19 protein-coding genes are annotated in these 26,607 nt (G+C 58.6%); 7 read left to right on the forward strand and 12 right to left on the reverse strand.

From position 1 onward, the window contains the following. Positions 1 to 80: 80 nt before the first annotated feature. The gene (locus WCO56_08925) at positions 81 to 2,903 is read left to right on the forward strand and encodes an FAD-linked oxidase C-terminal domain-containing protein (protein MEI7729684.1); all 2,823 of its coding nucleotides are present in this window, start codon (positions 81 to 83) and stop codon (positions 2,901 to 2,903) included. A 909-nt stretch (positions 2,904 to 3,812) separates the two neighbouring features. Here the strand turns inward: WCO56_08925 and WCO56_08930 are convergent. The 7 genes from WCO56_08930 to efp all read right to left on the reverse strand — a co-directional run bounded on the left by WCO56_08930 (position 3,813) and on the right by efp (position 9,690). Continuing rightward, positions 3,813 to 4,448 (reverse strand): hypothetical protein, encoded by a 636-nt coding sequence (locus tag WCO56_08930; protein MEI7729685.1) that lies wholly within the window; start codon positions 4,446 to 4,448, stop codon positions 3,813 to 3,815. Positions 4,449 to 4,544: 96 nt separating this feature from the next. Continuing rightward, on the reverse strand, positions 4,545 to 4,940 hold the full coding sequence (locus WCO56_08935) for a hypothetical protein (GenBank protein MEI7729686.1): 396 nt from the start codon (positions 4,938 to 4,940) through the stop codon (positions 4,545 to 4,547). A gap of 494 nt (positions 4,941 to 5,434) precedes the next feature. Next, entirely contained in the window at positions 5,435 to 6,823 is a 1,389-nt protein-coding gene (gene glmM / locus WCO56_08940) for a phosphoglucosamine mutase (GenBank protein MEI7729687.1), read from the reverse strand. Between the two features lie 60 nt (positions 6,824 to 6,883). Next, complete coding sequence (locus WCO56_08945) at positions 6,884 to 7,279, reverse strand: CdaR family protein (GenBank protein MEI7729688.1); 396 nt, start codon at positions 7,277 to 7,279, stop codon at positions 6,884 to 6,886. Between the two features lie 4 nt (positions 7,280 to 7,283). Then, complete coding sequence (cdaA, locus tag WCO56_08950; protein ID MEI7729689.1) at positions 7,284 to 8,135, reverse strand: diadenylate cyclase CdaA; 852 nt, start codon at positions 8,133 to 8,135, stop codon at positions 7,284 to 7,286. Further along, the gene (gene folP / locus WCO56_08955; GenBank protein ID MEI7729690.1) at positions 8,128 to 8,973 is read right to left on the reverse strand and encodes a dihydropteroate synthase; all 846 of its coding nucleotides are present in this window, start codon (positions 8,971 to 8,973) and stop codon (positions 8,128 to 8,130) included. The genes cdaA and folP overlap by 8 nt, the downstream gene beginning before the upstream one ends. Before the next feature lie 159 nt (positions 8,974 to 9,132). Continuing rightward, positions 9,133 to 9,690, reverse strand: a complete 558-nt coding sequence (efp, locus tag WCO56_08960; protein ID MEI7729691.1) for an elongation factor P — start codon at positions 9,688 to 9,690, stop codon at positions 9,133 to 9,135. Between the two features lie 474 nt (positions 9,691 to 10,164). Between efp and WCO56_08965 the strand changes: the two genes are divergently transcribed. Next, positions 10,165 to 11,655 (forward strand): oligosaccharide flippase family protein, encoded by a 1,491-nt coding sequence (locus tag WCO56_08965; protein MEI7729692.1) that lies wholly within the window; start codon positions 10,165 to 10,167, stop codon positions 11,653 to 11,655. A 165-nt stretch (positions 11,656 to 11,820) separates the two neighbouring features. Here WCO56_08965 and WCO56_08970 read toward each other — a convergent pair whose 3' ends face one another. Then, on the reverse strand, positions 11,821 to 12,522 hold the full coding sequence (locus tag WCO56_08970; GenBank protein ID MEI7729693.1) for a class I SAM-dependent methyltransferase: 702 nt from the start codon (positions 12,520 to 12,522) through the stop codon (positions 11,821 to 11,823). A gap of 193 nt (positions 12,523 to 12,715) precedes the next feature. Here WCO56_08970 and WCO56_08975 point away from each other — a divergent pair, with 193 nt between their 5' ends. Next, positions 12,716 to 13,660 carry a PmoA family protein gene (locus tag WCO56_08975; protein MEI7729694.1) on the forward strand — a complete coding sequence of 315 codons (945 nt, stop codon included), beginning with the start codon at positions 12,716 to 12,718 and terminating at the stop codon, positions 13,658 to 13,660. A 34-nt stretch (positions 13,661 to 13,694) separates the two neighbouring features. Here the strand turns inward: WCO56_08975 and rfbB are convergent, their stop codons facing one another. From rfbB to rfbA, 4 genes are read right to left on the reverse strand one after another with little or no spacing between them, the layout of a single operon-like run. Beyond that, the gene (gene rfbB / locus WCO56_08980; protein MEI7729695.1) at positions 13,695 to 14,708 is read right to left on the reverse strand and encodes a dTDP-glucose 4,6-dehydratase; all 1,014 of its coding nucleotides are present in this window, start codon (positions 14,706 to 14,708) and stop codon (positions 13,695 to 13,697) included. Beyond that, on the reverse strand, positions 14,705 to 15,589 hold the full coding sequence (gene rfbD / locus WCO56_08985) for a dTDP-4-dehydrorhamnose reductase (protein ID MEI7729696.1): 885 nt from the start codon (positions 15,587 to 15,589) through the stop codon (positions 14,705 to 14,707). The genes rfbB and rfbD overlap by 4 nt, the downstream gene beginning before the upstream one ends. Before the next feature lie 9 nt (positions 15,590 to 15,598). Further along, a complete protein-coding gene (gene rfbC, locus WCO56_08990; protein ID MEI7729697.1) occupies positions 15,599 to 16,144 on the reverse strand; it encodes a dTDP-4-dehydrorhamnose 3,5-epimerase in 546 nt (181 codons plus the stop codon). Between the two features lie 4 nt (positions 16,145 to 16,148). After that, positions 16,149 to 17,030 (reverse strand): glucose-1-phosphate thymidylyltransferase RfbA, encoded by an 882-nt coding sequence (rfbA, locus tag WCO56_08995; GenBank protein ID MEI7729698.1) that lies wholly within the window; start codon positions 17,028 to 17,030, stop codon positions 16,149 to 16,151. 324 nt (positions 17,031 to 17,354) lie between these two features. Here rfbA and WCO56_09000 point away from each other — a divergent pair, with 324 nt between their 5' ends. The 4 genes from WCO56_09000 to WCO56_09015 all read left to right on the forward strand — a co-directional run bounded on the left by WCO56_09000 (position 17,355) and on the right by WCO56_09015 (position 26,603). Next, positions 17,355 to 21,122: a beta-ketoacyl synthase N-terminal-like domain-containing protein gene (locus tag WCO56_09000; GenBank protein ID MEI7729699.1), complete on the forward strand. Its 3,768-nt coding sequence runs from the start codon at positions 17,355 to 17,357 to the stop codon at positions 21,120 to 21,122. Beyond that, positions 21,119 to 23,422, forward strand: a complete 2,304-nt coding sequence (locus WCO56_09005) for a beta-ketoacyl-[acyl-carrier-protein] synthase family protein (GenBank protein ID MEI7729700.1) — start codon at positions 21,119 to 21,121, stop codon at positions 23,420 to 23,422. Before WCO56_09000 ends, WCO56_09005 begins: the two co-directional genes overlap by 4 nt. 85 nt (positions 23,423 to 23,507) lie before the next feature. Then, positions 23,508 to 25,463, forward strand: coding sequence for a hypothetical protein (locus WCO56_09010; GenBank protein ID MEI7729701.1), 1,956 nt, complete (start codon positions 23,508 to 23,510; stop codon positions 25,461 to 25,463). 141 nt (positions 25,464 to 25,604) lie between these two features. Beyond that, positions 25,605 to 26,603 (forward strand): site-specific DNA-methyltransferase, encoded by a 999-nt coding sequence (locus tag WCO56_09015; protein ID MEI7729702.1) that lies wholly within the window; start codon positions 25,605 to 25,607, stop codon positions 26,601 to 26,603. Positions 26,604 to 26,607 lie beyond the last annotated feature (4 nt).

A 26,607-nucleotide genomic window follows, 5' to 3' on the forward strand; every position in this document is an offset into this window, starting at 1 on the left:
CGGAGACCCGCCCGCGTCAAGACATCAAACTTTTATTGCGTGCTTATTTGACGGATTCGTGGCATAGCGAAACGCAACCGATGTTGACCTGTCAACAACAGACCCGGCTGGCGGCGGTGGATTGCCTGGTGGATCATGGCCATCTCACCCGCCTGCTGTATTCCACGGACGCCTCGATTTACCAAATCGAGCCGTCCGCCGTCGCCTTTCCGCGCACCGTCCAGCAGGCCGCCGCCGTCATTCAAGCCGCCGCCGAACTGAACCTGCCCGTCACCCCACGGGGCGCGGGCTCAGGGCTCACCGGCGGCGCGGTGGGGGATGGCCTGATCGTGGATTTCGCCCGCTTCAACCGCCACATCACGCAGCTTGATCTGGAGGCGCGCACCGTGCGCGTCGGGGCCGGGGTGGTGCTGGATCAACTGAACGAGTTCCTTCGCCCGCACGGCTACCGCTTCGGGCCGGACGTCGCGACCAGTTCCCGCGCGACGCTGGGCGGGATGATCGCCAACAACTCCTCCGGCTCGCACGTGCCCATGTACGGCGTCACCGCCGATCATGTGACCGCGTTGGAATGCGTCATGGCCGATGGGCGCGTGGTGGAAATCGGCACGGCCGCAGATTCTTTAAAGGACAAGCGAGAAATGGTCGAGACGTTGGCCACCAATCACGCCAATGAAATCCTCACCCGCATGCCGCCGGGCATTCTCAAGCGCTGGACCGCCTACGGCCTGGACCGCGTGCAGCGCCACCTCGGTCATCCGCTGGTGCAAGTACTGGCGGGCAGCGAAGGCACACTCGCGGGCGTGTGGTCCGCCCAACTGCGCATCGTCCCCCTGCCCCGCGCCAAAGGCATCGGCATCCTGTTCTTTGATTCCGTCACCGAAGCCATGCAAGCCACCGTGGACCTGCTGGATTTAAAGCCCGCCGCCATCGAGCACGTGGACCACGTGCTGTTTGATCAGACGCGCGGCCAGCTTGCCTTCAAGGCCGCCCGTGATTTGCTCGAACTGGATAAAAAACCGTGCGCCGCCTTCCTGATTGTGGAGTTCTTTGAAGACGTGGCCGAGCGGCTCGCCATCCTGGAACAGCGCCGCATTGGCAAGCGCCGGTTGATCCTCACCGCCCCCGGTCCGATGGCGCTGGTGTGGAACCTGCGCAAGTCGGGCCTCAACCTCGTCACCAGTTGCGCCGGCAACGCCAAACCCACGACCTGCATTGAGGACACCGCCGTCCGCCCCGCGCAATTGCCGGAATACGTCGCCGCGCTGCAAGGCATCTTGAAACGCCTCGGGCTCACCGCCAGCTTCTACGGCCACGCCGCCACCGGGCTGCTGCACGTGCGGCCCGTGCTGGATTTGCACCGCGCCGAAGATGTCACCAAGTTGCGGCAGGTGGCGGATGAAGTCGCCGCCCTGGTGCGGCAATTCAAAGGCTCGCTGGCCGCCGAACACGGCGTGGGCATCGCCCGCACCGCCTACCTGCCGGAACAAGTGGGCGAGCCGTTGCTGGCCGCCATGCGCCAGATCAAGGACACCTTCGATCCGCGCCATCTCTTCAACCCCGGCAAAGTCATCGCCGACGGCCGTTACCGCATGGATACCTTCCTGCGCCCGCTGGCCGCGCATCCGGACGCCCTGCCCTTTGCGCCCCGCCTCGCGTTCGCCCGGCGCGACGGCTCCTTCATCGCGAACCTGGAGCAATGCAACGGCTGTGGCGGCTGCACCAAGCAAACCCCGGTCATGTGCCCGACGTTCATCGCCACCGGCGACGAACTCATGTCCACGCGCGGGCGCGCCAACGTCATCCGCGCCTGGCTGGAAGGCCGCACGGACGGGCTGAACTCCCCAGAGCTGGACGCCGCGCTGAGCAACTGCCTCGCGTGCAAAGCCTGCGCCACCGAATGCCCCTCCAACGTCAATCTGCCCCTGCTCAAAGCCGAACTCGCGCAGGCCCGGCACGCGCAACACGGCACCCCGCTGGCCGCCGCTGTATTCAGCCACGTGGATTGGCTCGGGCAAATCGCCAGCCGCGAGCCGACCCTTGCCAATGCCGCCTTGGGATCAAAACTCCTCCAGCCGCTCATGCATCGCCTGCTGGGGCTCGCGCCGCAACGCCCCTTGCCGCCGTACGCCGCCGAGCGCTTCGACTGGTGGTTTGCCCGGCGGCCCATCCCGCGCCTGGGCGCTCGCGGCAAAGTCATCCTGTGGGACGACACCTTTGCCCGCTACCACGATCCCCACATTGCCCGCGCCGCCGTCACCGTGCTGGAAGCCGCCGGTCATGAAGTCCTGCTGCTGAAAGACCGCGCCTGCTGCGGACGCCCCGCCTTCAGCCAGGGAGATTTAAAACGCGCCCGCGAACTGGGCCGTCACAACCTGGCCTTGCTGGCGGCCATTCCGGCGGGCATTCCCGTGCTGTTCCTCGAACCATCCTGCTGGTCCATGTTCGCCGAAGATTACCGCGAACTCAAATTGCCCGGCGCGGACGCCGTTGCCCCCCGCTGCCTGCTCTTTGAACAATTCCTGGATGCGCTGCTGCAACAAACGCCCGATGCGCTGACCTTCACCCCGGCGACCGCCCCGCGCCCCATCGCCATCCACGCCCATTGCCACGCCAAAGCCCTGACCCAGCCCGCCTACATGCAACGCCTCGCCCAACGCATTCCCGGCAGCCAAGTGACGCTGCTCGATTCCGGCTGCTGCGGCATGGCAGGCGCCTTTGGCATGATGGCCGACAAATACGAACTCTCCGTGAACGTGGCCGAACCGCTGCTGAATCTGGTGAACAAACTTTCCCCCGAAACCATCCTCGTCGCCTCCGGCACCAGTTGCCGCCACCAATTGGAACACCTCGCCGGACGCAAAGCCCTGCACCTGGCCGAACTCCTCGCCCAGGCGCTATAGCATTGATCGCCCCTACGCCAACCGGCGCAACGCCTGGATCAAGGCATTGTTCGTGTTCAAGATCAAATGGCATAAAAGGAAAGTATAAATTAAGGATTAAGGATAAAAAAAGACCAAAGCAGTTTGCCACTTTGGCCTTTTGACTTGGGCATTCTGCCTGGGGTTTAGGTGGCGGCAACGCAGATCGGATTTCGGGGTCAGTGGCTTTGGCAAAATACCAGGTGGGCTGCCGCCGATCCCAGGTGGGTTTGAACCAAACCCAGGTGGGTCTGAGCTGATCCCAGGTCGGTTTCGTCCAAACCCAGGTGGGTCTGAGCCAATCCTAGGTCGGATTGGCCTAATCCTAGGTCGGATTCAGCCAAACCCAGGGCGGATTGGAGAAAAACCACATGGATTTTCGACGTTTTTTGAGGGTTTTGGGGCGGTTGAACCTGTTTTTTCGCCAAACCCATGTAGGTTACATCCTGAAAACAAGGCACTTACGCAAAAAACCGCCAAAAACGTCAAAAAACGGGGGTTTCCAGCTTTAATGGCAGGCGTTAAAGTAAACTCTGGCATCCCTGCCGGGATGCAGTTGGGTTTATTGGGCGGCTTTCCGGAGGTCATGCCCCGTTCCCCTCATGACGCTCCGGCTACATTCTGCCAATCCCATTCGGGATTGGAACCCAAAACCCTGGCCTCCCATGACGTACTCCCTACGGGATAAACCCTGGTCAGCCCGGCAATCCTGAACCGGATTGCGTCACCAGACTCCAACCCAGCGCTGGATGGGTTTCCCTCAATCCGAAAGGATTGACAGCTTGTAGCCGGTCGGTCGCGAGGGGCACGGGGCGCGACCACCGGAAACGCGGAGAAAAGACGAGCGCACCCCGGAGCGGGTGCCAGAGATGCTGAGGGAAGGCTTTTTGATCACTGATCCATCCCCAAATCCTTCACGAATTGTGCGTCCTCCCGATACTCCCCCTCTCGAAGATGAAGCTGCTCAATCACCAACTTTCTGACCAAAGTAGCCACCTGATCCCGCGTCCAGGAAATCGCATTCGACGTAACCGCAAATGGAACAAGCTCGCGTAGTTGCGAATACCGGGCGGGAATGAATGAACAGAAAGGACGCGTGAGTTGGGCGGAGATATAGGCAACCAGCATAGTGCAGGAGGCTGCGAAAGCCCAATGGGATATGGCAATCAACGCGCAAAACGTGCCGAGCGAGAGAATCCAAATGCCCGCTGTGAGCCATCTGGGCCGCGCTAGAGCGGGCCAACGCCTTGCTTGAACAGCGGTCTTGAGATCGTCCCACACCTCTCGCTCTGATCTCCCTGCCGTAAAGGATCGAATGTCGGCAGTGAGGTCCACCTTTCGTCGTGAGACGCCCAAAGTCTGAGTTAATCCCTTGCGAAGGAGATAAAAGGCTCGCTGGGATACGCATACACGCTCGTCGTTCGCTCGCAGCTTGCCGAAAACAAGATCAATCACCGCCGCAGGCGTGCAGCAGGCCTCTGCCTCTGCGTCGGTAATCGCAAGGCCGAAGCATTCTTCGATGGCCATTATCAATTCAACTCCGTCGAGTCCCATAAAGTGTGCGTATTAAAACATTCCAACAGTGTTATTGAACTACCTTGTAATTCATTATTGTTAGGTATCCTAGTGATGCCACTCATCATTGCAAACTCCTTTCTTGTCTTGAGGACGGGGGCAAAACTCAATTACCGAGCAATGGAAATGGTTCGCATTGCTTTGAGCTGTTTTTAAATCTTGGGGAGAAACCGCCCAGAAATCTACGTGGGCACGCCACACACTCCCTGTCCTGCCTGGCACAATCATATTCGTCTCAATGCCTTGGCCCGGAGCCAAAACACCCTCTGGCCAATCGATGTGGCCGCCAGCATTTGCATAGTCCTTATCGCCGACACCTTGCTTCTGTATCACAGCCATCCAGCGTGCGTCTGAGGTTCCGGTATTGGTGATGGCGAATCTCCAAATCGGTTGTGGTGGGTTGTAAAAACTCTCACCAATAGGGCCAATAGCGCGAATCATCATGGCACACTTTGGCGACTTATTAGCTTGAGTACAACTCACGAGTGCCACTGAGACCAATGAAACAATTATTGTAAGCCAGAATCGCATGATGGCCGCCAAGCAGTCTTCCCGAACGCCCTTTTCGTTCGCTGTTACAGGTGGCAGGTTTGTTATCATGGCACCGACCATCCCCAAAAAGGCCCCGGCGGTCAATTGGAAAAGACCGTTGTGATGACAGCCCGCGATGCTGCGGGAATGCGCGGGAGCCGCAGGTTTTGGAGTGCGGCGGCAAGGCGGGGTGATGGGGGCCGCGACGCCGCTTTGGATTGGCGCGCAAGGAACCCTGCGATTATCCCGCTCCGCGGAACGCGGGAATACCGCAGGTCACCATTGGGGAGACTCAGTGGCCTTGCGCGCTATCTCCAGTGGACGGCACAAATCCAAAGCAGTGTCGCCCGCCGCCCCTTTTTCCTCCTTCGGTTGCCATCGCACTCCAAATTTTGCCGCACCGTCCCCTACGCTCCGATCTGGTGTTTGATGGCGTCGCCGATTTGCCGCGCCCATTTTTCCAGCGCAGCGGCGTCGCTGCCTTCCAGCAACAGACGGGCTTTGGGTTCGGTACCCGAATAGCGCAAGAGCAAACGTCCACCGCACGCTTCGACGTCCGCTTTGGCTTTGTTGACCAAATCCATAACGCCAGCCAATTCTTCAAACGGGCGTTTTTCACGGACACGAATATTGACCACCACCTGCGGAAAGCGGGTCCAACACCGGGCCAGCTTGGAAAGGGGGCGTCCGCTGGACTTCATCGTCTGGAGAATTTGCAAGGCCGCCACCAAGCCATCGCCCGTGGTGCCATGTTCGCGGAAGATCAGATGCCCGCTTTGTTCGCCGCCAAAGTTGTATCCGCCGCGCAGCATCTCATCAATGACGTTCTTATCACCAACGCTGGTGCGGACAACGCGTCCCCCGGCGGCTTTGATCGCCGCATCCAAACCGGCGTTGCTCATGACTGTGGAGACGAGCGTCTTTTCCGCCAGCACATTCCGGGAAAGCATATCCAGGGCGGCGATGGCCATAATATCGTCGCCATCCACCAATTTACCCTCTTCATCACACAGCAGCACGCGGTCGGCGTCGCCATCGTGGGCCACCCCCGCATCGGCACGGAATTCACGCACGCGAGCGCAGAGATTTTCCGGATACATGGAGCCGCATTCCTTATTGATGTTGGTGCCGTCCGGGTGGTCGCCGAGGACAATGACTTCGGCACCCAGTTCCCGCAAAACACACGGCGTGGACTTATAGGCGGCCCCATTGGCGCAATCTACCACAATGCGCAGCCCCTCCAGGGTCAGTCCGCGCGGGAAGGAAGCCTTGGCGTGCTCGATGTAACGCCCAAGGGCGTCATCAATACGAACAGCCTTGCCGACTGCGCTGGCAGTGGGGCGTATGCTTTCAATGCGCCCGCTGAACACCAACTCCTCAATGTCAGCCTCGATGCCGTCATCCAATTTATAACCGTCCGAGCGAAAGAATTTAATGCCGTTGTCGTCGTAAGGGTTATGGGAGGCAGTGATGACAATCCCAGCATCCGCACGCAAACTACGGGTGACGTAGGCCACGCCAGGCGTAGGCAGCGGTCCGATAAAGAGCACATCCACGCCCATGGAAAGAATGCCGGAGGAGAGCGCATTTTCCAGCATGTAGCCGGACAGCCGGGTGTCCTTGCCCAACACAATTTTGTGACGCGTGCGGTCGCGCGCTGTGCCGGCCAGGTTCTTGAAGACATGCGCGGCGGCGCGGCCCAGTTTTAACGCGGTTTCAGCGGTGACGGGCTCAATATTGGCGATCCCCCGAACCCCGTCCGTACCAAAAATTTTCTTCTGATTTCCATTGCTCATAATATCTGGTTACTTGTTCTCAGGTTAAATATCCATGCCAGGAAGGCGCACCATGAGGCATCACCGTTGCGGACGCCGGATAGTAACGGTTGGCGGGCGGATTTCGACAACTTTGACGCCGTTCCGCGCGAAGACCTGCACCCGTTTGATTAATTCATTGGCTTCCTTGATGTCAGTAAGGTCCACATAGACCTCGATGTCACTGGAGGAAAGCCCTTCCAGCAACGCCACCGGGCCGCTGACCACCACATCCACATGGCTGGGAGTAACCAGGGTGGCCCGCACATCCTCGGAGGATTTCAGGACGGTAATGGAATGTTTTTCCATGATCCGGGTGGATTCGCTGAACCGCAGGTTGGTCTGGGTGGCAAAAATAACAAACCACAACATGGTGGCCATCACCAGCGACGCCAGTTTTAGCCAGAAATTATGCAGGATGAGATCGCGAAAATGCATGGCCTTATTTCGCTTCCGCCTTTACCGGCGACGGGGAGGGCGGACGGAACCGGTTTTGAATCCGCTGGCGCAAGGTATCCCAGAGCGTTTGCGGTTTACTGCTGGAGATGAACACCGAGGATAGAAACGCGCGCAATTCCTCGCTGGAAACGCCTTTGGTAAACTGACCCTTATAGGCATAGGAGACGGCACCGGTTTCCTCCGAAACGATCACCACCACAGCATCAGTTTCCTCAGCCAGGCCAATGGCGGCGCGGTGGCGGGTTCCCAGCGATTTATTCAAATCCTGCCGTTGGGTAAGCGGAAAAATGCAGGCCGCGAAAGCGATGCGGTCTCCATGCATGACCACCCCGCCGTCATGGATGGCGTTGTTGGGAAAGAAGATGGTCTCCAGCATTTCCGGGGTGGCTTCGCAATCCACCACGATGCCGGACTCGATCACTTCCTGTAATTGAATGGATTGCTCGATGGCGATCAAAGCGCCAATGCGCACCTCGGAAAGGCGCTCACACGTCTGAATGATGATCTCGATGTTCTGGCGTTGCTCACGGGTGGAAGCAAACCAAGGATGACTGCCCAACTCGGCCAGGATGCGCCGCAACTCGGGCTGAAAAATGACCAAGATGGCAATGGCAATGAAGGCAAAAAAAGTCCCCAGCAACCAGCGCAACACCGTTAGTTCGAGCAGGGTGGTGATAATGGTAAGCGTCAGCATCAGCATGATGAAGCCGGTGACCACGGGCGCACCGCGCGTGCCGCGCACAAAAATAAAAACGTAGTAGATCCCCACCGCCAGGATGAGGATTTCCAACGCCGGCCGCCAGGCCATGCTCAACAATTTAAACAGTTCAATCACACGTTTTATGCGCCAACAATGCCTCGGTCATGCGCACCGCCTGCCAAGTGGCCGCCACGTCATGGGTGCGAATGATTGTCACGCCCGACTCGATGGCACGGCAGGCACAAGCCAGCCCACCCGGCAACCGGGACGCCAACTCCACCCCCAGCAATTTCCCAATGAACGACTTGCGCGAGACCCCCAACAACAAAGGCCGCTCCCAAGTTGTAAAACGGTCCAGTGCCGCGAGCAACTGCAAATTATGTTCCAAAGTTTTGCCGAAGCCAATGCCGACATCCAGCACAATCTGGTCCCGATGCATGCCAGCCTGTTGCAACCGCTCCAACCGTTCGCCAAAAAAAGCCTGCACTGCTTGGACCACGTTATCATAGTTTGGGTTCAATTGCATGGTCGGCGGCGAGCCCTGCATGTGCATCGCCACGTAGCCGGCGCCAGTTTCCGCCGCCACCCGCCACATCTCGCCATCCTCCCGGTTGGCGGCAATATCGTTGATCATGGCCGCCCCCGCCGCCACCGCCGCGCGGGCCACCGCCGGTTTGCAGGTATCTATCGAAATCGGCACCGCGACTTGCGTAACGAGCCGCTCAATCACCGGGAGCACCCGCCGCATTTCCTCCGCTTCGCTTACCGGAGCGGCCTGGGGCCGGGTGGATTCCCCGCCAACATCCAGTATCCCCGCCCCTTCCGCCACCAGTTCCAGCGCGTGCGCAACCGCCCGCTGGGTGTCATAATATTGACCGCCATCGAAAAAAGAATCCGGCGTCACGTTCACAATCCCCATGAGGATGGCCGGAGCGGGAAACCGGAATTCAAACTGGCGCGCGCGGAATTTCATGGCGTTGCTGAATAAAAAGGCCCGCCAAAACGGGCGGGCCTTTCAAAAGCACGGGAACTGACAATGACTTTAGCCGACCGTTTGGCAGCTCGCCCTGATTTGGGAATCAAACTCCCGGCGGCCAGTCCGGCCAGCCCAGGATGGCAAAGCCAGCACGGCTTAGGCGCGTTCCATGTATTTGCCAGTGCGGGTGTCAATTTTGATTTTCTCGCCCGTCTTGATGAACAGCGGCACCTGAATTTGAATTCCGGTTTCCACCGTCGCCGGTTTCTGGACATTGTTGGCGGAATCACCGCGAATCCCCTCGGGCGCGTCTTTGACGGTCAAAATCACCGAGGAAGGCATTTCGATAGTCACCGCTTTATCATCCACGAAGGTCACTGTCACTGCGCCGTTTTCCACTAGGTAATTCTTGGCGTCGCCCACCAATTCCGCTGTCATGTTAACCGTTTCAAATGTTTCCGGATCGGTGAACACAAAATCGGTACCATCTTTGTAACTGAATTCCATTTTACGCACCATCATCGGGATGACCTCAATGCGTTCCGTGGAACTAAAGCGGACATCGGAGGACTTCCCAGTGCGAATGCTGCGGAGGGTTGCCTGCACAAAAGCGCGCAGGTTGCCGGGGGTACGGTGTTGCACGTCGAGCACCACACTGATGTCGCCGTTATAATCCACCGCCATGCCTTTACGTAAGTCGTTTGCGCTAGCCATACTGATCTATATATTCTCTCTTCCCGCCCCGGCATCATTAGCCGAACCGACAGGAGCGCTGAAAATACCCTTCAGAATATTGATTGCAAGCTTTGAATTTTATATTTATGTCCCGCGCAACGGTAATTTCAATCCCGCATAACGCTTCAATCTACAACTTGTATGGGACTGTGATTTGCGAGGTGATCGGTTGAGGCGAGGATTAGCGAGTCACCACTATGCTTGACTAATTGTTGCGACTCGCGAACACTGCGAACGCACATTGTCCGGCAAACATGTCGTCAACCAATAATAACCAATACCAACCGGCTTGGTCCCGCACACGGGTTTGCCCCGGCGGCGGGAAAAGCTGGCCCGGCACTCGTAGCAGGGCGGCGTTCGCCTGGATGCAGCACGTGCATTGGTGGTGTCGTCCATATCTGGACTACGTACAGCCGGGGGCAATGCCTGGCGTTTGATGAAAAACGATTCGCAATGAGTTCTTACCGGCAAATTCTCAAGTCCACTTCAATTCTGGGCGGGGCGTCGGCGCTCACCATTGCCGTCAGCATTGTGCGCACCAAGATCATGGCGCTGTTGCTGGGACCGGTTGGGGTGGGGTTGGCGGGCATCTACGACTCGATTGTCAATCTGGCAAACACCATTGCCGAGTGCGGGGCGACCACCAGCGGAGTGCGCCATGTCGCGGCGGTGTCCGCCACAAACAACCCGGAAAAACTGGCCCGCATGATCGTCTGCATCCGGCGGCTGATGCTAACGTTGGCGGTAGTGGGCACCGGCGCGGTAATGTTGTTGTGCCGTCCCATATCCCGGCTCAGCTTCGGTCATGAAGGTTATGCGAACGCGGTCGTCATTCTCGCGCTGGCGGTGTTTTGCGGTTTAGTCCGGGGCGGCCCGCTGATCCAAATGCAGGGATGCCGGGATTTTCTCAGCTTGGCCCGCGCACAAGTGATCGGGGCTTTTCTTGGGTTCTGCATCAGCGTTCCCATCGTTTATTGCTATGGCATTCAAGGCATCCCATTCTACATGGTGGCCGGCGCTGCGATCGTTTGGATTCTTCCGTGGTGGTTTGCGCGGCGGCTGCCGCTGGTGCCGGTGCTGGTATCGGTGACGGAGACCATTGAGGAGTCGCGCCGCATCTTGCGTCTCGGCGTGGTATTTCTCGTTTCCGCGATGTTGTCCGCAGGGATGCTGTACGCCTTGCGCGTGCTCATTGTGCGCCAATTGGGCGAGGCGTCCGTTGGCCAGTTCCATGCCGCAGTCACCCTCTCCACCATCTATGTCAACTTCATCCTGCAAGCGATGAGCATGGATTTCCTGCCTCGACTAACCGCCGTGGCCGGGGAGGACCGTGCGTGTAACCGGATGGTGAATGAACAGATGGAAATCTCCCTGCTGCTGGCGGTGCCGGGCATCTTGACCACGCTCGTATTTTCGCCGTGGGTGCTCCAGTTTTTTTATTCAGCCAAATTCGCCACGGCAGCCGACATTCTCCAATGGCAGATTCTGGGGGTGCCATTTCAATTGGTCGGCTGGCCAATGCGGTATATTCTGGTGGCCAAAAACCGGGGACGCATTTTTCTCGTGAACGAAATCTTCGTCACTTTGGTCTATTTCGGCTTAGCCTGGCTGAACATCTCGGCTTTCGGGCTGGTGGGCGCGGGCATTGCTGGCTTGGAGAATTTTATTATCCAGGCAATGGTCGCTTTCGTAATCGTACGTCGGGTGTCCGGGTTCTCCTTTTCGATTTTCAATCTGCGGTTTCTCGTCATTTCGGTGATGGCCGCAATCACGGTAATCTTCTGCCAGTGGTGGCTGCCGCGAATCTGGGGGGTGACACTAGGTGTGGCCATCACGCTGCTGCTTTGCAGCTATTGCGTGCGGTGTTTGCACAACTTGATCGGCAACCCGCAGATTGCCAAACTGTTCGCCAAGTTTAGATCCGTGCTGGGCGGCAAGTTCTGAAAACCAAGCAACCAGTAAACCTGCGACCGCACCGTAGCAATGAACTCTACCGGTAAACCAGAGTTTTAGGAATCGCCATGGCCAAAGGTCCGTAAGTTGTTCCAGCGCCATGTCACCTGCGCCTCACCCCGACAGGTTGTCCATTTGAACTCCTTGGCGCTTTCGTCACCGGGTTTTGTGTGCCACGATGATCAGATTCATGATCATCCCTGCCGGCCGGGTACTCAACCGCAGATGCGCGAGTTCTTCCGGGTGTCCGGTAACCAGCTTCTCATAGCGCCGGGCGAATCCAAGAAGCCGGCGCAAGTGCATCCGCCTCGCAAAGGTCATTAACCAAGTTTCCTCATAATATTGGTAATGGGTTTTCACTTCTCCAAACACGTCCCCAAACGCCGCCACCAACTCCCTTTCGCCCGGTTCATACAGGTGATACACATTACCAGGGTTGGTCCCCCCCGTGCGCCGCCACGGTACTGAAACGATGACTACGCCACCCGGTTTGAGGCAGCGATGAATCTCCTCGATCCCAGCCCGATAGTCGCCGAGATGTTCCAGGACTTCCAAGCAAACGACATGTGAAAAACTGGCGTCGGGAAATGGCAGCGCCTTGGCGTCGGCTTGTAGTATCCTGGCTTTCGAGCCAAATTCCGCCTGTCCGGACGCCACTGTTTCCGGGTCAAAATCCACGCCGGTCACCGTGCCACAAGTGGGGATCAATTGTACCAGCAAACCGCCACATCCAATGCCAATTTCCAGCACCGATGAGGCGCCGCTCACTAATCCCAAAACAAACTTATAGCGCGCATTGTGGAGCGCAACCTGCATTAAATCTTCCGAATGTCTCGAATCAAGTCGTTCAACGGCCATAAACTGATAGTCGAATGTTCTGCTTCATGCCACACCCGTTGTCGTGCTACGTCATGCGGCGATTAAGTTATGTTGTTTGCAAATACATGCCCTTCTTAAAATATGGGTAGCGACGCTGGAGTCAAGGGCAATCCAAAAAAATCAGAATAAAAATCTCCTTGCACCAAACAAGCGGTTGCCTTGTGATGATGCCATGAACAAGTTAGCAAACATGCTATTACTGATGAGCGTCTGGAGCATGGCCAGCCAGGCCGCTGATCCGATCCCTGACGATCTGATCTGGCAGCGTGATCCCGGTGCGGTGGCGCTGCTCAAAGGGCAGCAAGTGGTCTGGCGCTTCGCGTATGGAACGAACGAGGCCAAACCGTGCTTTCATCCGCTAAAGCTACCCAACGGCCCCACCCTGACCGAGTACCGGCCCGCGGACCATCCCTGGCACCGGGCGTTGTGGTTTTCCTGGAAGTACATCAACGGGGTCAATTACTGGGAAGAGGACGCCAAAACCGGTGTGGCGGAAGGACTGACCGAATGGCAAGGCACGCACATCGAGGCCCGCTTGGATTACTCGGCCCTGCTCACCTTGAATCTCACCTACCGCCCCGCCAATGGCAAACCTATCATGATGGAGCGACGTGAAATCCTAGTGCGACCACCTCAGGCGGATGGCGGCTACTCCATGGATTGGACGCTCACATTCACCGCCGGCGATACGGATCTCAAGCTGGATCGGACTCCGCTGCCCGGCGAACCGGACGGCAAACCGCACGGCGGCTACGCCGGATTATCCGTGCGCTTTGCCAACGCCCTCTCCGACGCTCGGGCCACCAGCACGACGGAACCCGTCGAGTTCAAAGCGGACCGTTATCGCGGCAAAGCCACGGCGATGGATTATTCCGGGGTGATCGAAAACCAGGAGGCGGGTATTGCCATCTTGGATCATCCAAACAACCTGAACGCACCCACTCCTTGGTATGTGATTAACAGTAAAATCATGAAATACTACAGTCCGGCGGTAGTGTGCTACCAGCCTCATATCTTGAAGGCTGGCACCCGCATGACCCTGCGTTACCGGGTTTTTGTGCATCCAGGCCGCTGGGATGCCGCCCGGCTGGAAACTGAATACAATCGTTATAAATAACCCAAGCCGAAAAACGATCGGGAAAGCGGGCCGTTTAATGGCTGGCCTTCACTTGGTCCACCCAGGCTTGGTTGTCGAGGTACCATTTGACCGTTTCCCGGATGCCGCGCTCGAAGGTGTATGCCGGCGTCCAACCCAGTTCCCGTTCGATCTTGGAGGCGTCAATGGCGTAGCGGCGATCGTGGCCCAAACGGTCTTTCACAAATGTAATCAGCTTGCGTGATTGTCCGCCAAGCTGCGGGGCAAATTCGTCCACCAAATCGCAGATTAATTCCACGATGCGAATATTGGGCCATTCATTATGGCCGCCGATGTTGTACGTTTCCCCATCGCGGCCTCGGTTCAATACCTGCCAGAGCGCCTCGGCATGATCCCGCACATACAACCAGTCCCGCACATTCATGCCGTCGCCATACACCGGGATGGCTTTGCGGGTCAGTACACTCTGAATCACCACTGGAATGAGTTTCTCTGGAAATTGGTAGGGCCCATAATTATTGGAGCAATTGGTGATTACCCCGGGCAACCCGTAGGTGTGATAGTAGGCGCGCACCAGCATGTCGCTGGCAGCTTTGCTGGCCGAATACGGCGAGTTGGGCGCATACGGCGTGGTCTCAATAAAATGGCCGGTGGCACCCAGGCTGCCAAATACTTCATCGGTGGAAACGTGATGAAAGCGTTTGCCAGCCCACTGCCCGTTCCAAGCGTCGCGACACGCCTCCAGCAAATTGAACGTACCAACGATGTTTGTGTGGATGAAATCACCGGGACCGCTGATGCTACGATCCACATGCGATTCCGCCGCCAAATGCATCACCTGCGTGATGGCGTGCTGGCGCACCACGGCCACCACCGCTGGCTTATCGCGCAAATCCACTTTTTCAAACACATACTTTGGATGGCGCGCCACCGACTCGAGGTTGGCCGGATGCCCGGCGTAGGTAAGGCAATCCAAATTGACCAGCTTCTGGATTTCCGTTCGCTGGATGATGTGATGAATCAGATTGGAGCCGATAAAACCGGCCCCGCCGGTGATAAGCAGGTTCATAGTTGTTTATCCAACACCATTCGCAAGCTGTCCTCCCACGTTGGAAGCACGAGCCCGAAGGTATGTTTTAATTTGTCACACGATAGCACCGAATAGGCGGGCCGCCGGGCGGGCGTCGGGTAATCCGCCGTGGTAATGGCGTCCACCTGTCGGCACTTCTTACCTTCCTCCGGCATGAGGCGGACGATCTGGTCCGCAAATTGGTGCCAACTGGTGTGCCCGGAAGAACAGAGGTGATACACCCCTTTACGCCCGTTGAAATCTTTCTGGCCAAGCAGTTGCTGCACAGCCAACGTGGTCGTGGCGGCAATCATGCGAGACCACGTGGGGGAACCAAACTGGTCGCTCACCACGCGCAGTTGTTCGCGCTCGCGCGCCAGACGCATCATGGTGAGCATAAAATTCTGGCCACGCGCGCCATATACCCAGCATAACCGGAAAATTAGATGCGCACCGTCCACCTGTTGCACCGCCAGGTCGCCGTCCAGTTTGGTGCGACCGTAAGCGCTCAGCGGCCCAGTGGCATCCGTTTCCACATACGGCTCACGCTTGGCTCCGTCATAAACATAGTCGGTGGAATAATGAACCAACAAAGCACCAAGTCTTTTCGCCTCCTCCGCCAGGATACCGGGTGCCAAGGCGTTGATTTTAGCGGCTAGGTCCAATTCCTTTTCCGCCTTGTCCACGGCAGTATAGGCGGCAGCGTTCACAACGATACGCGGGCGCACTTCCCGCATCCAGTTGCGCAACGAATCCGCCTGCGAAAAATCTATCTCCGGGTAATCCACCGCAACCACTTCGCCGAGAGGCGCCAGGGTTCGACGCAGTTCCCAGCCGACCTGGCCGTTTTTACCGATGATGAGGACTCGTGGCCGATCCATGCGTATGCCTTAATAGAGACGTTCGACGGGTATATCTTTGAGCAATGGTGCTTGGGCATCCCGCTGGGAAAGAATGGGCGTCTTGACGGGCCAATCAATAGCGAACTCGGGATCATTCCAGCGAATCGCTTGCTCATCCTTGGGCGAGTAATAGTCGGTACATTTGTAATGGAACAATACCGTCTCGCTCAACACCGCAAAGCCGTGGGCAAAGCCAGGAGGTATATAAAACTGGCGTTTATTTTCTGCGGAAAGCACCAAGCTAAAACAGCGTTTAAAGGTCGGCGATTGACGCCGGATATCCACCACCACGTCAAAGATTTCCCCCTGCAACACCATCACCAGTTTGCCTTGGGCGGCCGGGTTTTGAAAATGCAACCCGCGCAACGTGTCTTTGCGGGAAAAAGAAACGTTATCCTGGACAAAATCCTCAGTAATCCCCGCCGCCCGATAACGCTGTTGGTTCCAGGTTTCCATGAAAAAACCGCGTTGGTCCCCGAATACCTTCGGTTCCAGCACCAGCAGCCCCTCGAACTCATTGCGAATGATATTCATGCCATCAAAAACCCGTTTGGCTGAGCCGGAAGAGGTATTCGCCATATTCGTTCTTGCGCAGTGGTTCCGCCAACCGCTGCAATTCTTCCTTGGAAATCCAGTTTTGCCGGAAGGCGATTTCCTCGGGGCAACAGACCATCAAGCCCTGCCGTTTTTCCAACGCGCCAACGTAATTCGAGGCTTCCAGCATCGCCTCGTGGGTCCCGGTGTCCAGCCAGGCAATGCCCCGCCCCATCATTTCCACCCGCAACTGGCTTTGCTTGAGATAGAGATTATTCACATCGGTGATTTCCAACTCGCCGCGCGGGGAGGGCTTGAGTTCGGCCGCCAACTTCACCACTTGGTTGTCGTAAAAATACAAGCCGGTCACCGCGAAGTTGGACTTCGGCTGTTTGGGTTTTTCTTCAAGACTGATGGCCTTCCCGTGCGCGTCAAATTCAACCACGCCATACCGTTGCGGATCGCGCACGTAATACGCAAACACCGTTGCCCCGCTGGAGCGGGCGGCCGCTGATTCCAACAGCCCCTGAAAGCCGTGGCCGTAAAAAATGTTATCGCCCAAGACTAGGCAAACATTTGAGTCGCCAATGAATTCGCGGCCAATGATGAACGCCTGGGCCAAACCGCCGGGATTCGGCTGCACGGCATACTGGATGGATATTCCCCACCGTTTACCATCGCCCAATAGCGCCGCAAAGCGCGGGGTATCCTCAGGGGTGCTGATAATTAAAATATCGCGAATTCCCGCCAGCATCAGGGTGGCGAGCGGATAATAGACCATCGGCTTGTTATAGATGGGCAGCAGTTGCTTGCTAACCACTGTGGTCAGTGGGTAGAGCCGTGTACCAGAACCGCCTGCAAGAATTATGCCTTTCATGCGCGTTATGATGCCTCAGTCGCTGCTTGAATGCAAAACGAAATTTTCCCTTCCGAGGAATAACTTTGGACGCGGCGTTTCAAAGTTCCAAGTCCAACCCTTCAGGGTGTTTTGGAAGAACCGAAACGGTTGCCGAAACTGCCGCTGGCCAAACAACTTAAACGCCCAAAGCGAACCGGGACACAACCCGGAACACTACCACCCGCAATTCCAGCAGTGTTAAAATGTGCCCGATGCGCGGAGTTTTGGGTGTTTCAGCTTGCTGCATGAAGTTCCTACCGATACTCTAATTTCCAGAATTAGCGCGAACGGCTGGTTTGTTCAGCGCAATCCATGAAAGTAACGTTTGTTTATCCGCGGTTTGAGAAATTCCTCTCCAGTTTGCCGGAACTGGATCAAGGACTCATTAACTATTTCCTGGGTGATTTCACCACGCCACCCTCCCTGGGCATCCCCCTGCTGGCGGCGATGACGCCGCCGGAAATCGATGTGGAATTGGTGGATGACAACAGCGGGCAACCGATTCCCTATGACGCTCCCACCGACCTGGTGGCCATCAATTGCTTCACGCCGCAGGCGGCCCGGGCGTTTGAAATCGCCGATGCCTATCGCGCCCACGGCAAGAAGGTGGTGATGGGCGGACTGTTCCCGACCTTCATGGCGAGCGAATGCCTGAAGCACGCGGACGCCGTGAATGTGGGTGAGGGCGAACCAACCTGGCACCAAATTCTCAAGGATGCGCAAGCTGGCACACTGAAGCCGCGCTACATGGGGGGAGCCTCGACGAATATGGCGCAGGTGCCAGCGGCGCGACGGGAGATTTTCTACCAAAACAACTTCTACGACTGGGATGAGGACCTGGTGCAGGTGATGCGCGGCTGCTCCTATACGTGCGCCATGTGCGCCCTGCCGGCACAAATGGGGGGCCGCATCCGGTTCCGTCCCATTGAGCGGGTGGTGGAGGAGATCAGCCGGTGCAAGCATGAAAACGTCTATCTGGCGGATGATATGCTGTTTTTCCAGCACCGCCGCATCAATGAATATGCGCGCGAACTGTTCACCGCCCTGGAACCGCTGCAGAAGAAGTATTTTGTGTCGTCCACGATGGCATTGAATACGGACAATGCGTTCCTGGATCTTGCCGCGCGCGCCGGGGTACGGAATTTTTACTGCACGCTGAATGTGGACCCGTTTTCAATCAAAGCACTGCAGGGCGAGGCGCGGGAACGCCAGATGCTGATTGATCTGGTGAAGTCCATTGAGGACCGAGGCATCCGTTTCTTCGCCTCGTGCGCGCTGGGGCGTGATTGGGATGATGAACGCATCGCGGACCAAATCCTGACCCTCTTCGATGCGGCCAAAATTCGCACCGCCGAGTTTTTCATCTTCACACCGTACCCGGGCTCGGTGCATTGGGATCGCATGTTGCGACAGGAACGGATCTTTGACTTCAACTGGCGGCATTACAACGGCGCACATGTGGTGTCCAAGCCGCAGAACCTGACCCCGGACCAATTGCGGAAACAGTTCGTGAAAGTCTGGCGGGAGTTTTTCAAGATGCAGAAGGCCCAGCACGCGGCACATCTTGAACCAGCGACGTGGCAAGACGGGGTGCAGGTGCTGGGCAAGCCGATGCAACGGCAGGGCGCGCGCACGCAGGCGGTAGTGACGGGCGTTGGCATACTAAGCCCAATTGGAAATGATCCGGAAACCGTGACCGAGGCGCTGCGAACGGGACGCCACGGCCTGACGGCGGTTTCAAAATATGACAGTCGGCATTTCCGGACGAACCTGGGCGGGGAGATCAAGAACTTCAACCCGGCCGACTGGCTCAGTCCGGCAGAATTCCAGGAATACGACGATCCGTATTTGCATTACGCCATCGCTGCTGCCCGTTTGGCATTGCGCGACGCGGGATTGGACTGGAAGGAATTGCGGCGCGACGTCGGCCTGGTGCTGGGCACCTGCAACGGCGGGCTTTGTTCCGCCGAGGCGGAATATGCCTGGAAGCACGGCCGCAGCTCACGCGCCTTTGATGAGCGCATGAATTTGCACGCGCAGTTCTTCGGCTTCGGGAAAGCGATGGCCAACGCGCTGAAGATCGGTGGGGAAACTTATGTGGTCACCACGGCCTGCTCCTCCACCACGGTGGCGCTGGGATTGGCGCAAATGCTGATTCAGCGCGGCTATTACGATACCGTGCTGGTGGGCGGCGCGGATATATTGTGTGTGGCCAACGTCTCGGGTTTTGACGCACTGAAAGCCACCTCCAGCGGCCGCATCGCCCCGTTTTCGCAACCGTGCGGGCTGAACATAGGCGAAGGGGCCTGTTTCTGGGTGGTGGAAACGCTGGAGAAGGCGCTGTTGCGCCACGCGCGCTGCCGGGGGCGCATCGCCGGCCATGCCACCAGCGCGGATGCGTATCATCCCACCACACCCGATCCCCGTGGGTTGGGCGTCTGCCGCACGCTGACGAATGCGCTGAGTGATTCCGGGTACAGCCTGGCGGAAATTGGCTGCATCAACGGGCACGGCAGCGGCACCGAAGCCAATGACAAGGCGGAATCGCGCGGCGTGGCCAAGTTCATTGACGGCCAGCCGATTCCCCTGGTGTCCACCAAATCGTATTTTGGCCATTGCATGGGGGTGACCGGGATTCTGGAAGCCACCAGCCAGTTGCTGGCCATGAACCATGATTTCATCCCCCCCACGCTGAATTTCAGCGAACCGCGCCCCGGCTGCGCGCTGGATTATGTGCCGAACGAAGCGCGCCCGAAAAAGTACGAGGCGTTCATTTCCGCCAACTACGCCTTCGGGGGCAACAACGCGGCGGTGGTGGTCACGAAATGGGATGCGCCGCTCAATCCCCCCGTGCGCGCGGCGGAACGGGTAGTGATCACCGGCCTGGGAACGGTGACGGCGGCCGGGCTCGGCATCCAAAAGACTTTGGAACAACTGCGTAACAATGCGGTGTGCCTGAGCCCCGCCCGGGGTTTCCCGCTGAATGGGGCGCGGGCGAAGCTGATCGGGCATGTGCCGGAGTTCAAGGCCGCCGAGGTGGATCGCCGCATTGATTTTGCCAGTCTGAATCTGATCAGCCGCTTTGCGGTGGCGGCGGGGCGACTGGCGCTGGATCATGCCGGGCTGAAAATCACGCCGCAGAACGGGGATGACGCGGGGGTGGTGATGGGCGTATGCAATGGCCCTTCAGAGATGGGGCACATGGACCGGGTCTTTACCTCGGAAAATTTTGCGGCGGATGTGACGAGCTTCTCCAACATCACCTCCAATTCCACCGCCGGATGGGTCTCCAACACGCTTTACCTAAAAGGCGTGAACGCCTCGCTGGCGTCGGGACCGCACGCGGGCTTGCAGAGTCTCGCCTATGCGTATGATTCACTAGTGGAGAACCGCGCGAAGGTGATCCTGGCCGGCGCGGCGGATGAAGCGTACGCCCAGACCTTTTACAACTACGACGGCATGGACTTCCTGTATGCGGGCGAGGAAGAGTCGGATTACCGGCTACGCACCACAGTGGAACGGCGCAAGGTGCTGGGCGAAGGCGCGGCGATGATCTGCCTAGAGACCGCCACGCACGCCACCTGCCGCAATGCCAATATCCTCGCGGAAATGCTCGGTTACGGCATGAGCATGGACGGTGACGGATTCACAGCGGCGAATCTTCGTCCCGAAGGGCTCATCCACGCGGTGCAACTGGCGTTATCCCGCGCCAGTGTCGCCGCCCGGGAAATCGGCCTCCTTGTGTGGGCGCCGCAAGGCAACCGCCAGGATTTGAAAGTGCTGGAGGCAGGCCGGAGCGTGTTCGGCGAGCGCTTTGCGCAAATGCCGCTGGCCGCGACCACGTTCAATACGGGCTACATTGAATCCGCTTCGATCCTCGTCAGTCTCGCCGCCGCACTGCAATCATTGCACGCTGCTGAAAGCACGCTCTGGCCGCAGCGCACCGGCCTGCCAGAGTTGGACGCACGCGCCTTACCGCAACCGCCCGATTACATTCTGGCGATGGCCAGCACCGATTTGGGATACAACTACGCCGCCGTGTTCCGGCGCAGATGGAAAGCCGCCGCCGCCGCCGAATGAGCCAACGCGTCGTCATTACGGGCATGGGGCTACTTTCCAGCGCGGGTGCGAATCTCGCCGCCGCCCGCGCGCAGTTCATTGCTGGACAATCCTGCCTCGCGCCCATTCCAGAAGCGCCCGCGATGGGATTGCGCGCCCGCTTTGCCGGGTTGCTGGCCGAGTTTCCAAGCCTTCCTGACCTTCCGGCGGAGCTTCAGTCGCAGGATAAACATGTACTCATGGCCATTGCCGCCGCGCGGGAGGCCCTGACGGCGGCAAACGCGAACCCCGCCGGTTATGGCCGGCGCATAGGGCTGATTTTCGCCACCTGTTCCGGGCCGATGCCGCGCATTGAAGCCCATTACGAGCGCATCATTCAAGGCGATCTACGCCTGACCAAAGATGAACTGTTCGCCAAACGGTATCACGTCGGCGCGCGCGTTTTGGCTCATGTGTTGGGCATTCAGGGTTACAGCACCACGGTTGTCACGGCGTGCTCAGCCAGCACGGCGGCCATCGCGGTGGCCGGTGATTTGATCCGTTGCGGCCTGCTGGATGCCGTCTTGGCGGGTGGCGCGGACGCATTCGCATTGAGCACGCTCGCGGGCTTCGATGGCCTCAAGGCCACCAGTGATGCCCGTTGCGCCCCTTTCTCCAAGCCCAGTGGTTTGAACCTGGGCGAAGCAGCGGGCTTTGTGTTCCTGGAAACGGCGGATGCCGCGCGCCGCCGCAACGCCCCCGTGCTGGCCCACCTGCTGGGTTCGGGCATGAGCAACGACGCGTTTCATTGCAGCTCGCCCGACACTGGCGGACGTGGCCTCGCGGCGGCGATGACGCGCGCCTTGCGCCACGCCGGGATCACTCCCGAACAAATCACGTACATCAACGCGCACGGCACCGGCACCGAGGCGAATGACAAGGCCGAATGCAAGGCGCTGCGCAAAGTTTTTGGCGACGCCGCCGGGCGGGTGCCGATGAGTTCCACCAAATCCATCGCGGGCCATTGCCTCGGCGCGGCGGGCGCATTGGAAGCCATTGCCAGCCTGACGTGCGCCGCAGCGGGAGTATTGCCGCCGACGGCCAACTTCACCAGCTTGCGCGATGGCTGCGCCCTGGATTGTGTGCCGGACGCCGGGCGGGCGTGGCTCGGCACGCGCACCTTCCTCTCCAATAACTCGGCGTTTGGTGGACATAACGCCAGTGTGGTCTTCACCGCCGGTGATGCCCCGCTCCTCCCCCAGCCGGCACCCCCCAGCGCTGAACCGATTCACCTCACCGCCTGCGGCGTGGTCAGCGCGCTCGGCTTGGGCGTCCACACCTTGTTTGAGGCCGCCGACCAATCCGGCATTCGCGCCGTCAACTATCCCGATCTCCCGCCAATCCACGCGGGTTTGGTGGATGCCGCACTCCTGGAACACCACGATCGCCGCCTGGATTTGCGGCACATGGACGCCGCCAGCCGCTTTGCCACTCTGGCGACCCGCCTGGCGATTCGCGAAGCGGGTTATCCCGAGAAACCCAACTCACTGGCCGAACTTGGCTTCCACCTGAACCAATCCGCTGGCCCGTCCGAGGCCGAATCGGCGTATCTTACCTCCTTCCTCAAGCACAACCGGCGTGTGACGCAACTCATGGCGTTCCCGTACATCGTCCCCAGCTCCGTGGCGGGCAACGTCTGCCGCGCCCTGGCCTTGACGGGCCACAATTTGACGCTCAATGGCGGACCCGGCGCGGGCCTGCTTGGTCTGGCCCCGGCCATCTGCGCCTTGCGCGCCGGACATGTGCAAGCGCTGCTCACCGGGGCGGTGGATGAACTCTCTCAACGCATCCTGACCGACCAACAGATGGCCGGACTGCTCCCCCTGGCAGCCAACCTCCATCCCGGCGAAGGCGCCGTCACGCTCCTGTTGGAAACCGAAACCCACGCCCGCGCCCGTGGCGCCCGCACCCTGGCCACCGTTTGCGGCATGGCCTTTGGCACCGAAAACCAACACTGGCATCTGGCGGACGACGACCTTTCCGCGCTGCAAGCAACCGTGTTGGACGCCTTGCAACAAGCCAATCTCCGCCCGCAAGACATCGGTGCCGTGTGCCCTGCCCTCCCGGCGGCGCGCTTTGCGGAATTGGCCGCCGCCCTCTGCCCCGCGTGGCGCGAACGCACCAGCAGCATCGCCACCCGCACCGGCTGGCTGGAAGGCGCGCAACCGTTGCTCGACCTGGCCTGCGCCTTGCGCCAACCGGCCAACTCCGAATACCTCCTTTCCATCACCAGCTCGCAATTCGGCACCAATGGGGCGGTGCTCTGGCGGCGGGCGGGCTGAATAAACGGTGCCGCTGGAACATGGTGCAGCCATGGCTGGTCTTTATGTTTTGAAAGCCCGACGGAAAAAGACTATCTTTGGGGGCATGAGATGGTCGCAATGGTTGCTGCTGCTGTGCCTGTGCCTGTGCCTTGTGGGCAACAGGGGCCAAGCGACTGCATTAAAGGACATGGCGGTCCAGGTCAGCGCCTTGGTGCAAACCAATCCCCCGAAGATTACCCTGCAATGGCCTGTTGACTCCTTGGCGACGAACTACACCGTCTATCGCAAAACCCGCGATGCCACCAATTGGGGTGCCGGGTGGGTGCTCGGCACGAATGTATCACGCTATGAAGACACCAACGTCTCCGTGGGCTGCGCCTGGGAATACCGTGTGCAGAAAGGTGGCTGGGCAGGCAGCGTGCCCATCCCGTACGAAGCGGATGGCTACGTCTATGCGGGCATTGAAACCCCGTTGACGGAGAACCGTGGCAAACTGATTTTGCTGGTGGATCAAACCGTAACCAATGCCCTGAGCGAGGAGTTGATCCGGCTCAAGTGGGACCTGATTGGCGATGGATGGCAGGTATTGCGTCACGATGTTCTACCCACCGACTCCGTCACCAATATCAAAGCCATCATCCAGGCGGAATACAATACCGACACCAACCAGGTCAAAGCGGTCTTCCTCCTAGGCCATGTGCCGGTGCCGTATTCCGGCGACATGGCCCCCGATGGTCATCCCGATCATACCGGTGCCTGGCCCGCAGATGTCTTTTACGGAGATATGCACGGCGTTTGGACCGACGCGATCACCGGCACCAACCAGAGCGCTTACCTGCGTATTCGCAATCTTCCCGGGGATGGCAAGTATGACCAGGATTACCTGCCCGCCAGCGTGGAATTGCAGGTGGGCCGGGTGGACCTTTACCAGATGCCCGCGTTCTCCTTGAGCACCGTCGAACTATTGCGCCAATACCTGCGGAAAGACCATCATTTCAAGCACCGTGATTTCACGGCGGAACGGCGCGCATTCATTGACGATCAGTTTGGGCTGGTCTGGTGGAGCAGCACCAATTACGAAGCCTTCGCCGCCAATGCCTGGCGGGATTTCTCCACGTTCTTTGGCCCGAGCAACTGTGCACCCGGCAGTTGGTTCGGTTTGCACGCCGGCCAGACTACCTTGACCAACCAGAGTTTCCTCTGGGCGTATGGCGGCAGTGGCGGCTATTATACCGGCGCTTATGAAATCGGCAGCACCAGCGATTTTGCCACCAAGGATTCGCAAGCCGTGTTCACCATGCTGTTCGGCAGTGAGTTTGGCGATTGGGATTCCGCAAACTGCTTTTTACGCGCCCCGCTCGCCGCCAAATCGTTCGGCCTGACTTGCGTCTGGGCCGGGCGGCCCTGGTGGGAATTTCATCACATGGCACTGGGGGAAACCATCGGGTTCAGCACGCGGGTCTCCCAGGAGAATCCGTACCTGTACGACGCCAACGGCGACGCCGTTCGCCTGGTCTCCGTCGCCCTGATGGGCGATCCCTCCCTGCGCATGCATCCCGTGGCCCCGCCCGGACCGTTGCTGGTGGCCTCGAACGCCACCGGCGGCTTGGACCTCTCCTGGCGTCCCTCGCCGGATACCGTGGCGGGTTACCACGTGTATCGGGCGGTTTCCAACGGCGGCGCATTCCTCCGGCTCACCACCGCGCCGATCAGCGGCACGAACTTCACGGATTCCCTGGCGACCACCAACCTCTACATGGTGCGCGCCATCAAGCTGGAAACCTCCGCCAGCGGCACCTATTGGAACGCCAGCCAGGGCGTGTTCCAGAATGCCGCGCGCACCTTTGGCCTGCCCCCGATTTCCGCCATGGCGGGCATGACGAATGGATTCCAGATCGCCTGGCCGGCGGTGTGGCCCGCCATCCTGCAACAATGCAGCAGCCTGACGACTCCCGGTTGGACCGCCGCCACCAACGCGATCACCGCCACCAACGGCAACAACCGCGTCATCCTCCCCCCCAACGGCCCGCTCCAGTTCTACCGCTTGGCGGAGCCGTGAGCCGGGCGTGAAACAACCCAGTAGAAGACGACGTAAGGAGACTCCAATTTAAACCGTAAAGCCCCGCAAACATCCGGAATGTTTGAGTCTCGTGACCTCGACACCTACGACTAAACCCCGCCGCAACCGACGGAAGGAGCTTTGCCTGCCAGTGATGTTTGGCTCGACCACAACTCTATCGCAGCATTGACCCGGCGCGGCGGTTTCCTTTACTCTCGCCCCATGGTCAAGCAAGCGAAGTCAAAGAACTCCACCGAAGCTCCCCCGGAAACCCCGGCGGACAATAAGCCTGCAGGTCGGCCTTCCGCGCTCGTGGATACCCGTGTCGTCTATTGCGGCGATAACCTCGAACAGTTGCGCAAGTTGCCCGATCATTGCGTTGATTTGATCTACATTGACCCGCCGTTCAACTCCAACCGCAACTACGAAGTCTTTTGGGGCGAGACCAAGGAGAAGCGCGCCTTCGAGGACCGCCACGCCAGCACCCAAGCCTATATTGACTACATGCGCCCCCGGTGCTTTGAACTCGCCCGCGTCCTCAAAAAGACCGGTTCCTTCTTTTATCATTGCGACTGGCATGCCGCCCATTACGTCAAGGTCATGCTCGATCAGCTTTTCGGGGAGAATAATTTCGTCAATGAAATCATCTGGAAGCGGCAATCGTCGCATAACGATGCCAAGCAAGGCTCTAAACACTTAGGCCGCGTACATGATACCATTTTCTTTTACTCTGGAAGTGACGACTACTATTTCAAGCACCTGTACCGCCCTTACGACCAAGACTACATCGAAAAGAATTACAAACACGTTGAACCCGGAACGGGCAGACGTTATTCACTTGGTGACCTGGGCGCACCGGGTAACGACGCTCCAGAGAAAGGAAATCCAATTTATGAGTTTCTTGGGACTAAACGCTCTTGGCGGTTCAGCAAGGAAAGAATGGAACAACTTCAAAAGGAAGGGAGAATCGTCCAAACAACACCAGGCTCTACTCCACGGCAAAAGCGCTATTTGGATGAAATGCCCGGTGTGCCTGTCGGTACTGTGTGGGATGACATCGGACTAATTCAGAGCCATAGCGAGGAAAGTCTAGCCCCAGTTTACGAGTTATTTGAAGGGTGCCTCGGAAGTTATTGTTAACCTG

This window comes from Verrucomicrobiota bacterium, from assembly GCA_037139415.1.
Classification (GTDB): domain Bacteria; phylum Verrucomicrobiota; class Verrucomicrobiia; order Limisphaerales; family Fontisphaeraceae; genus JBAXGN01.

Excerpts from the sequence above, each read along its gene's own strand:
- efp (MEI7729691.1), bottom strand. The coding sequence starts at position 9,690 with ATGGCTAGCGCAAACGACTTACGTAAAGGCATGGCGGTGGATTATAAC.
- WCO56_08965 (MEI7729692.1), top strand. The coding sequence starts at position 10,165 with ATGAGTTCTTACCGGCAAATTCTCAAGTCCACTTCAATTCTGGGCGGG.
- WCO56_08945 (MEI7729688.1), bottom strand. The coding sequence starts at position 7,279 with ATGCATTTTCGCGATCTCATCCTGCATAATTTCTGGCTAAAACTGGCG.
- WCO56_08970 (MEI7729693.1), bottom strand. The coding sequence starts at position 12,522 with ATGGCCGTTGAACGACTTGATTCGAGACATTCGGAAGATTTAATGCAG.
- WCO56_08930 (MEI7729685.1), bottom strand. The coding sequence starts at position 4,448 with ATGGCCATCGAAGAATGCTTCGGCCTTGCGATTACCGACGCAGAGGCA.
- WCO56_09010 (MEI7729701.1), top strand. The coding sequence starts at position 23,508 with ATGAGATGGTCGCAATGGTTGCTGCTGCTGTGCCTGTGCCTGTGCCTT.
- WCO56_08925 (MEI7729684.1), top strand. The coding sequence starts at position 81 with ATGTTGACCTGTCAACAACAGACCCGGCTGGCGGCGGTGGATTGCCTG.
- rfbD (MEI7729696.1), bottom strand. The coding sequence starts at position 15,589 with ATGGATCGGCCACGAGTCCTCATCATCGGTAAAAACGGCCAGGTCGGC.
- WCO56_08935 (MEI7729686.1), bottom strand. The coding sequence starts at position 4,940 with ATGATGATTCGCGCTATTGGCCCTATTGGTGAGAGTTTTTACAACCCA.
- rfbC (MEI7729697.1), bottom strand. The coding sequence starts at position 16,144 with ATGAATATCATTCGCAATGAGTTCGAGGGGCTGCTGGTGCTGGAACCG.
- folP (MEI7729690.1), bottom strand. The coding sequence starts at position 8,973 with ATGAAATTCCGCGCGCGCCAGTTTGAATTCCGGTTTCCCGCTCCGGCC.
- rfbB (MEI7729695.1), bottom strand. The coding sequence starts at position 14,708 with ATGAACCTGCTTATCACCGGCGGGGCCGGTTTTATCGGCTCCAATCTG.
- WCO56_08975 (MEI7729694.1), top strand. The coding sequence starts at position 12,716 with ATGAACAAGTTAGCAAACATGCTATTACTGATGAGCGTCTGGAGCATG.
- WCO56_09000 (MEI7729699.1), top strand. The coding sequence starts at position 17,355 with ATGAAAGTAACGTTTGTTTATCCGCGGTTTGAGAAATTCCTCTCCAGT.
- WCO56_09005 (MEI7729700.1), top strand. The coding sequence starts at position 21,119 with ATGAGCCAACGCGTCGTCATTACGGGCATGGGGCTACTTTCCAGCGCG.
- glmM (MEI7729687.1), bottom strand. The coding sequence starts at position 6,823 with ATGAGCAATGGAAATCAGAAGAAAATTTTTGGTACGGACGGGGTTCGG.